General features: G+C 68.1%; 11 protein-coding genes. 7 read left to right on the top strand and 4 right to left on the bottom strand.

Annotated elements, in window-relative coordinates:
* Positions 1–147: 147 nt before the first annotated feature.
* Positions 148–408: a GlsB/YeaQ/YmgE family stress response membrane protein gene (locus I9P22_RS05435; RefSeq protein WP_199258341.1), complete on the top strand. Its 261-nt coding sequence runs from the start codon at positions 148–150 to the stop codon at positions 406–408.
* Between the two features lie 75 nt (positions 409–483).
* Here I9P22_RS05435 and I9P22_RS05440 read toward each other — a convergent pair whose 3' ends face one another.
* The gene (locus I9P22_RS05440; protein WP_199258342.1) at positions 484–1,785 is read right to left on the bottom strand and encodes a D-amino acid dehydrogenase; all 1,302 of its coding nucleotides are present in this window, start codon (positions 1,783–1,785) and stop codon (positions 484–486) included.
* Between the two features lie 253 nt (positions 1,786–2,038).
* On the opposite strand from I9P22_RS05440, the gene I9P22_RS05445 reads away from it, so the two are divergent.
* The 5 genes from I9P22_RS05445 to I9P22_RS05465 are packed head-to-tail and all read left to right on the top strand — an operon-like array spanning position 2,039 to position 7,377.
* Positions 2,039–3,673 (top strand): MFS transporter, encoded by a 1,635-nt coding sequence (locus I9P22_RS05445; RefSeq protein WP_199258343.1) that lies wholly within the window; start codon positions 2,039–2,041, stop codon positions 3,671–3,673.
* A 50-nt stretch (positions 3,674–3,723) separates the two neighbouring features.
* Complete coding sequence (locus tag I9P22_RS05450) at positions 3,724–4,662, top strand: ABC transporter permease (RefSeq protein WP_199258344.1); 939 nt, start codon at positions 3,724–3,726, stop codon at positions 4,660–4,662.
* Complete coding sequence (locus tag I9P22_RS05455; protein WP_199258345.1) at positions 4,659–5,471, top strand: ABC transporter permease; 813 nt, start codon at positions 4,659–4,661, stop codon at positions 5,469–5,471. The genes I9P22_RS05450 and I9P22_RS05455 overlap by 4 nt, the downstream gene beginning before the upstream one ends.
* Positions 5,468–7,093 (top strand): ABC transporter ATP-binding protein, encoded by a 1,626-nt coding sequence (locus tag I9P22_RS05460; protein WP_199258346.1) that lies wholly within the window; start codon positions 5,468–5,470, stop codon positions 7,091–7,093. Before I9P22_RS05455 ends, I9P22_RS05460 begins: the two co-directional genes overlap by 4 nt.
* A gap of 32 nt (positions 7,094–7,125) precedes the next feature.
* The gene (locus I9P22_RS05465) at positions 7,126–7,377 is read left to right on the top strand and encodes a hypothetical protein (RefSeq protein WP_199258347.1); all 252 of its coding nucleotides are present in this window, start codon (positions 7,126–7,128) and stop codon (positions 7,375–7,377) included.
* 125 nt (positions 7,378–7,502) lie between these two features.
* Here the strand turns inward: I9P22_RS05465 and I9P22_RS05470 are convergent, their stop codons facing one another.
* Positions 7,503–8,459 carry an L-malyl-CoA/beta-methylmalyl-CoA lyase gene (locus tag I9P22_RS05470; RefSeq protein WP_199258348.1) on the bottom strand — a complete coding sequence of 319 codons (957 nt, stop codon included), beginning with the start codon at positions 8,457–8,459 and terminating at the stop codon, positions 7,503–7,505.
* Positions 8,460–8,635: 176 nt separating this feature from the next.
* On the opposite strand from I9P22_RS05470, the gene I9P22_RS05475 reads away from it, so the two are divergent.
* Positions 8,636–9,496, top strand: a complete 861-nt coding sequence (locus I9P22_RS05475; protein ID WP_199258349.1) for a D-amino-acid transaminase — start codon at positions 8,636–8,638, stop codon at positions 9,494–9,496.
* Positions 9,497–9,687: 191 nt separating this feature from the next.
* Here the strand turns inward: I9P22_RS05475 and I9P22_RS05480 are convergent, their stop codons facing one another.
* Positions 9,688–10,593 carry a calcium-binding protein gene (locus I9P22_RS05480; RefSeq protein ID WP_199258350.1) on the bottom strand — a complete coding sequence of 302 codons (906 nt, stop codon included), beginning with the start codon at positions 10,591–10,593 and terminating at the stop codon, positions 9,688–9,690.
* A gap of 142 nt (positions 10,594–10,735) precedes the next feature.
* Positions 10,736–11,506 carry an amino acid ABC transporter ATP-binding protein gene (locus tag I9P22_RS05485; protein WP_199258351.1) on the bottom strand — a complete coding sequence of 257 codons (771 nt, stop codon included), beginning with the start codon at positions 11,504–11,506 and terminating at the stop codon, positions 10,736–10,738.
* Between the last annotated feature and the right edge of the window lie 89 nt (positions 11,507–11,595).

Raw genomic sequence — 11,595 nt, forward strand, 5'->3', positions numbered from 1 at the left:
TACCGAACTGTTGCCGAATGGCGCGGGCTCCACGAGGAAACCGCCGGAATACAGGGGCTTTGCCGCGCCGCCCGGAACCGCCGGCGGGCGGCGGGCGTTTCCCCGCCGGACCGGCCGAAAGCCGGGAGCTTGCAAAGGACGTGTTCCATGACCCTGACTGCCTTGCTCGTCACCCTCATCATCGGCGCGATCGCTGGCTGGCTGGCCGGCCTGATCGTGAAAGGCCGCGGCCAGGGCCTGCTGATGAACATCGTCGTCGGCATCGTCGGCGCGGTGATCGCCGGGTGGCTGTTCCCGATGCTGGGCATCGGCATGAGCGCCTCGGCCCCGATCCTCGGCACGATCATCTTCGCCACCATAGGCGCAGTGATCCTGCTGGTGCTTCTGCGCCTGATCAAGCAGGCCTGACCGCGGCAGCCGAACGTGCAGCAAGAAGGGGCCCGGCCGGGCCCCTTTCTCGTCGCTCCGCCAGGCACGGGCCGGTCAGGCGCGGGCCGGCTGCAGCACCCGCCCGGCCTCGGCTCGGCGGCCGCGCAGATAGCGGGCATAGCCCAGGTCCTCGGCCTCGATATCCGGCTTGCGGCCCGAGATCAGGTCGGCCAGCACCCGGCTCGACCCCGCCGACATGGTCCAGCCCAGCGTGCCATGGCCGGTGTTCAGGAACAGGTTCGGGATCGGCGTCGCGCCGACGATGGGGGTGCCGTCCGGCGTCATCGGGCGCAGCCCGGTCCAGAACAGCGCCTTGTCGGGGTCGCCCGAGCCGCCAAACAGCTCCGAGACCGATTTCGCCAGCGTGGCGCGGCGGCGCGGGTTCAAGCTCAGGTCGTAGCCGGCGATCTCGGCCAGGCCGCCGACGCGGATGCGGTCGCCCAGCCGGGTGATCGCGACCTTGTAGGTCTCGTCCATCACCGTCGAGACCGGGGCGCGGCTTTCGTCCTCGATGTCGATGGTCAGCGAATAGCCCTTGAGCGGATAGATCGGCAGCTTGATGCCCAGGGGACGGACCAGCAGCGGCGAATGCGGACCCAAAGCCAGCACGTAGCGGTCGGCCTGCATGCGGCCCTGGCCGGTGCGCACGGCGCTGATGCGGCCGCCCTCGGCTTCCAGCGCCTCGATGCTGACGCCCCAGCGGAAGGTCACGCCGGCCGCCGCGGCCATCTCGGCCAGGCGGTTGGTGAACTTGAAGCAGTCGCCGGTCTCGTCGCCCGGCAGGCGCAGGCCGCCAACGATGCGCCCAGCCGCATCCGCCAGCCCCGGCTCGGCCGCGATGCAGCCGGCGCGGTCCAGCACCTCGAAAGGCACGCCGTCGGCCTTCAGCACCTCGATGTCCTTGCCGGCGCCGTCCAGCTGTTCCTGCTTGCGGAACACCTGCAGCGTGCCCTGGGTGCGCTCGTCGTAATGGATGCCGGTCTCGGCCCGCAGCTCGCCCAGGCAGTCGCGGCTGTATTCGGCGATGCGGACCATGCGGCTCTTGTTGACGGCATAGGACGAGGCGGTGCAGTTCGCCAGCATCCGCGCCATCCACGAGAGGCGCTGCCAGTCCAGCCGCGGCTGGATGACCAGCGGCGCATGGCGCTGGAACATCCATTTCAGCGCCTTGAGCGGAATGCCCGGCGCCGCCCAGGGCGAGGAATAGCCGGGCGAGATCTCGCCGGCGTTGGCGAAGCTGGTTTCCAGCGCCGGCCCCTCCTGGCGGTCGATCACCGTGACCTCGTGGCCGGCCTTGGCCAGATACCAGGCCGAGGTGACGCCGAGAACGCCGGCTCCCAGAACGATGACCTTCATGTTCGCGCACCCTGTTCGGAAGAGATTGCGGCAAGAATAGCGGCGGGCGCGGAAATGAAATCCCGATCTTGCCGCAATTTTGCCGGAAATGCGCACGATTGCGTTCATGTTTCGTATTTTTGTGAAGTATTCTTCGACTGTTTGTCTAAGTGGCAGGAGATCCGGCGTCGGCGGCAAGAATCGGCCCGCGGCGATTGCAGCGGGCAATGGCTCTGCCTAAGGTTGGAGCCACCCGTCCCAGGTTTTACGGATCATGCCAGCGACTGCCCGCAAGAGCCCATTCGCCCCGTTTCGACACCATGATTTCCGCCTGCTGTGGTCGGCGACGCTGATCTCGAACTTCGGCGGGCTGGTGCAGGCGGTCGGCGCCGCCTGGATGATGACGCAGCTGACCGATTCCGCGACGCTGATCGCGCTGGTGCAAGCCTCGAACACGCTGCCGATCATGCTGTTTGCGCTGCTGTCGGGGGCGCTGGCCGACATCTTCGACCGCCGCACGCTGCTGCTGGGGGCGCAGATGTTCATGGCGCTGGTCTCGGTGCTGCTGGCGGTGCTGACCTGGCAGGGCTGGATGACGCCGCTGCTGCTTTTGTCGCTGACCTTCCTGATCGGGGTCGGACAGGCGATCTACAACCCGCCCTGGCAGGCCAGCATGCAGGACCTGGTGCCGCGCGACGACCTGCCGGCGGCGGTGTCGCTGAACTCGGTCGGCTTCAACATGATGCGCTCGGTCGGGCCGGCGGTGGGCGGCATCATCACCGCCGCCTTCGGCGCGGCGGCGGCCTTCGCGGTCAATGCGGCCAGCTATGTGCCACTGCTTGGCGCGCTGATGCGCTGGCACCCGGTGACGCCGCCCCGCACCACCACGCCCGAGCCTTTCGTCGCCGCCGTCGGCGCCGGGCTGCGCTATGTAGCGCTGTCGCCGAACCTGATGCGGGTGCTGATGCGCGGGGCGCTGTTCGGCTTTTCGGCCATCGTCATCATGGCGCTGCTGCCGCTGGTGGCCAAGCAGAACCCCGCTGGCGGCTCGCTGCTGTTCGGCCTGCTGCTGGGCTGCTTCGGCCTTGGCGCGATCTGCGGGGCACTGATCAACCCGCTGGTGCGCGAGCGGCTGGACAACGAGAACGTGGTGCGCGTCGCCTTCGCCGCCTTCGGGGCCTCGGCGCTGATGCTGGCGCTGACCGAAAGCACCTGGCTGCACGCTCTGGCCATGCTGCCCGCGGGGGCAAGCTGGGTGCTGGCGCTGTCGCTGTTCAACGTCACCGTGCAGCTTTCGACGCCGCGCTGGGTGGTTGCGCGGGCGCTGGCGCTTTACCAGACCTCGGTCTTCGGCGGCATGGCGGCGGGCAGCTGGGCCTGGGGCTCAGTCGCCAACAATTACGACGTGAACACGGCGCTGGTCGCCGCCTCGGCACCGCTGTTCCTGGGCGCCGTGCTGGGCCACTGGCTGCGCATCCCGGAATTCGGCACGCTGGACCTGGACCCGGTGAACCGCTTCCGCGAGCCCGAGCTGGCGCTGGACCTGCGCGGCCGATCGGGCCCGATCATGGTGATGATCGACTACGAGATCGACCAGGTGGACGTGCCGGAATTCCTGCGGCTGATGGCCTTGCGCCGCAATATCCGCCGCCGCGACGGGGCGCGCAACTGGGCGCTGCTGCGCGACCTGGAACATCCCGGGCGCTGGACCGAAAGCTATCACATCGCCACCTGGGACGAATATGTGCGCCACAACCTGCGCCGCACCAAGGCCGATTTCCAGACCTATGAGGACCTGCACAAGCTGCATCGCGGCGCCGAGCCGCCGGTCGTACACCGCATGATCGAGCGCCACAGCGTCAGCCTGGACGACGACGTGCCGCTGATCGGCAAGATCGAGGTGCCCTGACCCCTTTTAGCCACCTTTACCGCCGCCCGGTGCCGGATTAGCGTCGGCCCATGCTGCGCTATGTGACCCGCCGCCTGATCTCGCTTGGCCTGAGCCTGCTCGTGGCCTCGGCGCTGATCTTTTCGGTGGTGGCGCTGGTGCCGGGCGACCCGGCCAGCTTCATGCTGGGCACCGGCGCCCAGCCCGAGACGGTGGCGGCGCTGCGCCAGCAGCTGGGGCTCGACCTGCCGCTGCCGCTGCGCTACCTGCGCTGGCTGGGCGGGGTGCTGAGCGGCGATCTGGGCCACAGCTTCACCTACAAGACGCCGGTCGGGGGAATGATCCTCGACCGGATGCAGGTCTCGCTGCCGCTGGCGCTGATGGCGCTGGCGCTGGCGGCGCTGATCGCCCTGCCCATCGGCATGTTCGCCGCCGCGCGTCGCGGCAGGGCCGGCGATACGGTGGTGATGGGGGCGACGCAGATCGGCATCGCGCTGCCGAATTTCTGGTTCGCCATGCTGCTGGTGCTGGTCTTCGCGGTGAACCTGCGCTGGCTGCCGGCCGGCGGCTTTCCCGGCTGGGACCATCCCGGCGCGGCGCTGAAATCGCTGATCCTGCCGGCTTTCGCGCTGGCCCTGCCGCAGGCGGCGATCCTGGCGCGCGTGCTGCGCTCGGCCCTGGTCGAGACGCTGGGGCAGGACTACATCCGCACCGCCCGCGCCAAGGGGCTGAGCGCCGGGCAGGCATTGTCGCGCCATGCGCTGCGCAACGCACTGATCCCGGTGCTGACCATCCTGGGGATGCAGTTTTCCTTTCTGCTGGCCGGGGCGATCATCATCGAGAATGTGTTCTATCTGCCCGGCCTCGGCCGGCTGATCTTTCAGGCCATCACCCAGCGCGACCTGATCGTGGTGCAAAGCGCGGTGCTGGTGCTGGTGGCGGCGGTGATCCTGGTCACCTTCCTGGTCGATCTGTCCTATGCGCTGATCGACCCGAGGCTGCGCAGATGAGGGTATCGCTGATCCTCGGTACCCTGCTTTCCGGGCTGGCGCTGGCCGCGGCGCTGGTCTCGTTCATCTGGACGCCGGCGGACGTGACGCAGCTGGCCATCGCGCAGAAGCTGCTGCCGCCCTCGGGCCAGCACTGGCTGGGCACCGACCATTTCGGCCGCGACATGCTGACGATGATCATGGTCGGCGCGCGCACCTCGATCGCGGTGGCGCTGGTGGCGGTGGGCATCGGCATGGGCCTGGGCGTGCCGCTGGGCCTGCTGGCCGCCGCCCGCAGCGGCGGCTGGATCGACGAGATCGTCATGCGCGGCAACGACCTGGTCTTCGCCTTTCCCAGCCTCGTCATCGCCATCCTGATCACCGCAGCGCTGGGGCCTTCGGCGCTGAACGCGATCATCGCCATCGGCATCTTCAACATCCCGGTCTTTGCCCGCGTCAGCCGCGGCGCGGCGCTGCCGATCTGGACGCTGGACTATATCCGCGCCGCCCGGGTCGCCGGCAAGGGCGCCGCCCGGATCAGCGTCCAGCACATCCTGCCCAACATCGCCAACCTGCTGATCGTACAGGGCACCATCCAGTTCAGCCTGGGCATCCTGGCCGAGGCGGGCCTTTCCTATGTCGGGCTTGGCGCGCAGCCGCCCACGCCCAGCTGGGGCCGGATGCTGGCCGAGGCGCAGACCATGGTGGCGCTGGCGCCGCATGTCGCCATCATCCCCGGCCTCGCCATCGTCGTGACGGTGCTGGGGCTGAACCTGCTGGGCGACGGCTTGCGCGACGCGCTGGACCCCAGATTGCGCAGGTCGCCATGATCGAACTCGCCAATCTCTCGGTCGAGATCGGCGCGCATGAGATCCTGCGCGGCATCGACCTGCAACTGCCGCCCGGCCGGATCACCGGGCTGGTCGGCGAAAGCGGCTCGGGCAAGTCCATGGCGGCGCTGGCGATCATGGGCCTGCTGCCCGAGGGCATGGCCGCCGAGGGGCGGGTGGAGCTGGACGGCCGCAATCTGCTGGAGCTGCCCGAGCGGGAGCTGTGCCGCATCCGCGGCAAGCGCATCGGCATGATCTTCCAGGAGCCGATGACGGCGCTGAACCCGCTGATGACCATCGGCGACCAGGTGGCCGAGGTGCTGCGCACCCATCAGCGCCTGGACCGCAAGACGGCGCTGGAACGTGCCCGCGACCGGCTGGACCGCGTCGGCCTGCCCGCGCCGCGCTTTCCGCTGACGCTTTACCCGCACGAGCTGTCCGGCGGCCAGCGCCAGCGCGTCGCCATCGCGCTGGCCATCGCGCTGCGCCCCGAGCTGCTGATCGCCGACGAGCCGACGACGGCGCTGGACGTGACCACGCAGGCCCGCATCCTCGAGCTGCTCAAGGCGTTGGTGCGGGACGAGGGAATGGCGCTGCTGCTCATCACCCACGACCTTGCGGTGGTCTCGGGCATCGCCGACCGCGTGGCGGTCATGCAGCAGGGCCGCGTCGTCGAGGAAGGGCCGACCGAGACGGTGTTCCGCCGGCAAGCCCACCCCTATACCCGGGCGCTGTTCGCTGCCTCGACCCACCAGCCGCGGCTGGTGCTGCCCGCCACGAAACCCCGGCCGCTGCTGCAGGTGGACGGGGCGGTGCGCGAATACCCCCTGCCCCGCCGCGGCCTGACCGCGCCGCGCGGCAGCCTGCGCGCGGTGGACGGGGTCAGCTTCCGCATCGAGGCCGGGGAATCGGTCGGGCTGGTCGGCGAATCCGGTTGCGGGAAATCGACGCTGACCCGGGCGATCCTTGGCCTCGATCCGCTGCAGGGCGGCCGCATCCTGCTGGACGGGCAGGAAATCCGCGCCGGCCGCGCCCTGTCCCGCGAGTTGCGCGCAAAGATGCAGGTGGTGTTCCAGGACCCGTTCGGCAGCTTCGATCCGCGCTGGCGGGTCGAGCGGCTGGTGGCCGAACCCTTCCACCTGACCGGCCTGCCCCGCGACTGGCGCGAGCAGGTGGCCGAGGCGCTGTTCGAGGTCGGCATCACCGGCGCCGAGACCATGCGCCGGCGCATCCACGAATTCAGCGGCGGCCAGCGCCAGCGCATCGCCATCGCCCGGGCGCTGATCATCAGGCCGCGGCTGATTGTGCTGGACGAGGCGGTCAGCGCGCTGGACGTGCGGGTGCGGGCGCAGGTGCTGGACCTGCTGGCGCGGCTGCGGGTCAGCCACGGTCTGTCCTACCTGTTCATCAGCCACGACCTGTCGGTGGTGCGCCAGATCACCGACCGGGTGATGATCATGGAAAAGGGCTGCATCGTCGAGACCGGCTCCACCCATGCGGTGATGGATGCGCCGCAGCACCCCTATACGCAGGGCCTGCTGGCGGCGACGCCGCGGATCCCGGCCGCATGGCAGGCTCACATTCCGGTCAGCCCCCTTGCGCTTTCCCCGCCGGCTCCATAACTGCGGCGGACTTGTTCGCAGCGAGACAGGACATGACACGCGAAGATTGCGGCACCGGCCTCGCCGCCGGCCGAAGAAATCGCCCGGCTTGCGCCGGAAAACCCGCCTTCCGTTCCCTGATGGGCGGCGGCCTCCCCGCCATGCCCGAATCACCGATTCTCGACCTGGCCCGGCGCCACCGCACGCCGGATCCGCTGCAGCCGCGGCCGGTCGAGGATCGCGTCGCAGCCCGAGCCCTGCCAGCCGACGCGGAGCGGGATTGCGATGTCATTGAATTGTCATGAAAATCGGCGGCGCTCCGGTCGCGGGCCCTGAACGACAACAGGCCCCGCGCAGCCGCAGGGCCTGTTGCTCCTCCCCTGTCATGGCGGCCAGCCTCCCCGCGTGGCCGCCCAGGTATTCCTGATGGTCAGGCGCCGATCAATTCTGCCTGACGCACGATCACTTGTGCCTGACGGATGGACGCGATGTCAACCAGTCTACCTTTGTATACGGTCGCGCCGGCGCCGGTTCGCTTGGCTTCCTCCATCGCGGCCAGGATCTCGCGCGCCTCGGTCACCGCCTTCTCGCCGGGCGAAAACACCTCGTTCGCCAGCGCCACCTGCCTGGGATGGATCGCCCATTTGCCGACCATGCCCAGCGTGGCCGAGCGGCGGGCCTGCGCCCGGAAGCCCTCGTCGTCGCTGAAATCGCCGAAGGGGCCGTCGACCGGCAGCACGCCATGGGTGCGGCAGGCGGCGACAATGGCGGTCTGCGCCCAGTGCCAGGGGTCGGACCAGTATTTCGCCCCCTCATGCAGCATGTAATAGTTTTCCTGGGTGCCGCCGATGCCGGTGGTGGCCATGCCCATGCTGGCGGCGAAATCCGCCGCGCCCAGGCTCATCGCCTGCAACCGGGGCGAGGAGGCCGCGATCTCCTCGACATGGGCGATGCCGGCGGCGGATTCGATGATCACCTCCAGCCCGATGCGCTTTTGCCGGCCCTTGGCCGCCTCGATGGCGGTGACCAGCGCGTCCACGGCATAGATGTCGGCGGCATTGCCGACCTTGGGGATCATGATCAGGTCCAGCCGCTCGCCGGCCTGTTCCAGCAGGTCCACCACGTCGCGATACCACCAGGGCGTATCCAGCCCGTTGATCCTGACCGACAGGGTCTTGGTTCCCCAGTCGATGTCGCCGATGGCCTGGATGATGTTGCGGCGCGCCTGCGCCTTGTCGTCGGGCGCCACCGAATCCTCCAGGTCCAGGTTGATGACGTCGGCGGCCGAGCCGGCCATCTTGGCAAACAGCGCCTCGCGCGAGCCGGGACCGAAAAGCTGGCAGCGGTTCAGGCGGGCGGGCGGGGCGGGTTGCGTGCGGAAGGACATGGCTTGCCTTTCGGGTAAGGATGTTTCAAACGGCTCTGCAAAACCGATAGATAATTGCCGCGCCTGCATCAAGCCTGTTTTGCAGTTGCGAAAGGACCGAAGCCGCCGCCATCTTGACGCCCTGCCGCTTTGGGCGCAGGACCGCGCCACCAGCCGTTGCGAATGGAGAAGGAAAGATGACCCGCACCGTCTATCTGAATGGCGACTATCTGCCGGAAACCGAGGCCAGGGTTTCGATCTTCGACCGTGGCTTCGTCATGGCCGACGGGGTCTACGAGGTGACGAGCGTGCTGAACGGCAAGCTGCTGGACTTTCCCGGCCACCTGAAGCGCCTGGCGCGCTCGCTGGGCGAATTGCGGATGGGCAACCCGCTTTCGGACGAGGAATGGCTGGCCGTGCATCGCAAGCTGGTCGAGCTGAACGGCATCGACGAGGGCATCATCTATCTGCAGGTCACCCGCGGCAATCCCGGCGACCGCGACTTCGCCTTCCCGCCCGAGGACACGCCGCAGACCGTGGTGCTGTTCACCCAGTCCAAGCCCGGCCTGGCCGACAATCCGCAGGCCAGGACCGGCCTGCGCGTGGTCTCGGTCGAGGATCTGCGCTGGGCGCGGCGCGACATCAAGACCGTGCAGCTGCTCTATCCGTCGCTGGCCAAGATGGAGGCCAAGGCCAGGGGCGCCGACGACGCCTGGCTGGTCGAGGACGGCTTCGTGACCGAGGGCACCTCGAACAACACCTATATCGTCAAGGACGGCCGGATCATCACCCGCGAGCTGTCGAACGACATCCTGCACGGCATCACCCGCGCCTCGCTGCTGCGCTATGCCGCCGAGGCGCAGATGCAGATCGAGGAACGGCCCTTCACCATCGCCGAGGCGCAGGCGGCGGACGAGGCCTTCTTCACCTCGGCCTCGGCCTTCGTGCTGCCGGTGGTCGAGATCGACGGCGTGACGCTGGGCGAGGGCAGGCCCGGCCCGGTGGCGACCCGGCTGCGCGAGCTGTATCTGGAAGAATCGCTGAAATCGGCGATCTGAAACGGGCGCGCCGGTCGCTGGTCGGCCGGCGTCGCATCGCGGGCTGTCCGCCCCATCTCCGGCCTCCCGGCCCCTTTGTCGCTGAAAAGATCCCCGAACCTTCTCCCTGGCGCTCGACAGCCCCGAGAGTATTGGGGAAACGGAAAAAGCCGGATCGGGGCGCGGCCGGGGAATGACCGCGCCTTCGGGACTTAGCTGGCCGCGGCGTTCACCACGCTGATCGTGCCGACCGCGTTGACCAGCGTGTCGCGCAGGATCGCCACATCGGCGCCGTCCAGCACCACGCGCACATCGTCGCCGTCCTGCACCAGCTCGTATTCGCCCTCGCCGCCGTAATCCTCGGCCAGGGTGATGACGATGGCGTCGTCGTTGCTGTAGGTGATGTCGGCCGCGCCGCCAGCGGCGGAACTCAGCATGTAGGTGTCGTCGCCGTCGCCGCCGTCGACCAGATCGCCGCCGCCGGCATGGATGGTGTCGTTGCCATCGCCGCCCAGCAATGTGTCGGGGGCGTCGGCCTCGGAATCGTCGGGCGACAGGATCAGGTCGTCGTCGTCCTCGCCGTCGATATAGACCGAACCGCCATTGTCGGTGATGCTGTCGTCACCGTCGCCGCCGGTGATCAAATGGTTGCCGAGGTTGGTGATGATCGTGTCCTCACCTTCGCCGCCGTCGATGGTGTCGTCGCCCTCGTTCACGCCGGGGTTCTCGGCGCCGTAGAGATCGTCGTCATAGCCCAGGTAGATCTCGTCGTCGCCCGCATCGGCACTGACCGTGTCATTGCCATAGCCGGTATAGATCAGGTCGTCGCCCGCCCCGCCATCGACCTCGTCGTCGCCGCCCCTGGTGCGGATACCGTCATCGCCGGCGGCCCCCTGGACCGTGTCGTCGCCGTCATCCGCCAGGATGCTGTCGCCATCCTCGGTTCCGACCAGGTCGTCGCCGTTCTCGTCGCCATCCCCGGTAATCTCGTTGCCGTCGTACAGCCTGGGATCATCCGGCTCGGCTTCAGGCGCGTGGTCGTCGTCGTTGCTGGACACCAGCGAGCCGATGCCGACGATGCTGAGAAGGCCGAGCATCAGGAAAATGGTCTGGTTCATCGTCAATTCTCCGAAGCGGTTGCCGGCAAGATAGACCGGCGCTGCACCGGCCGGCAACCGCCAGAACGTACCTCCGCCCCGGCCCGCGGCAAATATCCCGCGAGGCAGGCGCCCGCCGCATCCGGCGGCCGCCTGCCCACAGTCAGTGGCCGAGGATCTGCGACAGGAACAGCTTGGTGCGTTCGGACCGCGGATTGTTGAAGAATTCCTTCGGCGTGTTCTGCTCGACGATCTGGCCCTGGTCCATGAAGATCACCCGATGCGCCACCGCCTGGGCGAAGCCCATCTCATGCGTGACGCAGAGCATGGTCATGCCGTCCTCGGCCAGCTCGATCATGGTGTCGAGCACCTCCTTGATCATCTCGGGGTCGAGCGCCGAGGTCGGCTCGTCGAACAGCATGATCCGCGGCCGCATGCACAGCGCGCGGGCGATGGCGACGCGCTGCTGCTGACCGCCGGACAGCTGGCCGGGATACTTGTTCGCCTGCTCGGGGATCTTGACCTTGGTCAGGAAATGCATCGCCGTCTCCTCGGCCTCGCGGCGCGGGATCTTGCGCACCCAGATCGGCGCCAGGGTGCAGTTTTCCAGGATGGTCAGATGCGGGAACAGGTTGAAATGCTGGAACACCATGCCGACCTCGGAGCGCACCTTGTCGATGTTTTTCAGGTCGTGGGTCAGCTCGGTGCCGTCGACGATGATCTTGCCCGACTGGTGTTCTTCCAGCCGGTTGATGCAGCGGATCAGCGTCGACTTGCCCGAGCCGGAGGGGCCGGCGATGACGATGCGCTCGCCCCGGCCGACGTTCAGGTCGATGTCGCGCAGCACGTGGAAGGTGCCGTACCACTTGTTGAGCTTGACGATGTCGATGGCGGTCTCGCCAAGCGGCGTCTGGGTCTGGGTTTGCGTTGCCATGAACCCACATTTCCCAAGTAAGGCGCTGATTTCGCTGTCCTGACCATTATATTTCCTATATAAAACATGGTGTTGAAGGCTGCGAGGGG

Origin of the sequence: Paracoccus binzhouensis (assembly GCF_016446475.1) — a bacterium.
Classification (GTDB): domain Bacteria; phylum Pseudomonadota; class Alphaproteobacteria; order Rhodobacterales; family Rhodobacteraceae; genus Paracoccus; species Paracoccus binzhouensis.

Excerpts from the sequence above, each read along its gene's own strand:
- I9P22_RS05435 (WP_199258341.1), top strand. The coding sequence starts at position 148 with ATGACCCTGACTGCCTTGCTCGTCACCCTCATCATCGGCGCGATCGCT.
- I9P22_RS05440 (WP_199258342.1), bottom strand. The coding sequence starts at position 1,785 with ATGAAGGTCATCGTTCTGGGAGCCGGCGTTCTCGGCGTCACCTCGGCC.
- I9P22_RS05445 (WP_199258343.1), top strand. The coding sequence starts at position 2,039 with ATGCCAGCGACTGCCCGCAAGAGCCCATTCGCCCCGTTTCGACACCAT.
- I9P22_RS05450 (WP_199258344.1), top strand. The coding sequence starts at position 3,724 with ATGCTGCGCTATGTGACCCGCCGCCTGATCTCGCTTGGCCTGAGCCTG.
- I9P22_RS05455 (WP_199258345.1), top strand. The coding sequence starts at position 4,659 with ATGAGGGTATCGCTGATCCTCGGTACCCTGCTTTCCGGGCTGGCGCTG.
- I9P22_RS05460 (WP_199258346.1), top strand. The coding sequence starts at position 5,468 with ATGATCGAACTCGCCAATCTCTCGGTCGAGATCGGCGCGCATGAGATC.
- I9P22_RS05465 (WP_199258347.1), top strand. The coding sequence starts at position 7,126 with ATGACACGCGAAGATTGCGGCACCGGCCTCGCCGCCGGCCGAAGAAAT.
- I9P22_RS05470 (WP_199258348.1), bottom strand. The coding sequence starts at position 8,459 with ATGTCCTTCCGCACGCAACCCGCCCCGCCCGCCCGCCTGAACCGCTGC.
- I9P22_RS05475 (WP_199258349.1), top strand. The coding sequence starts at position 8,636 with ATGACCCGCACCGTCTATCTGAATGGCGACTATCTGCCGGAAACCGAG.
- I9P22_RS05480 (WP_199258350.1), bottom strand. The coding sequence starts at position 10,593 with ATGAACCAGACCATTTTCCTGATGCTCGGCCTTCTCAGCATCGTCGGC.
- I9P22_RS05485 (WP_199258351.1), bottom strand. The coding sequence starts at position 11,506 with ATGGCAACGCAAACCCAGACCCAGACGCCGCTTGGCGAGACCGCCATC.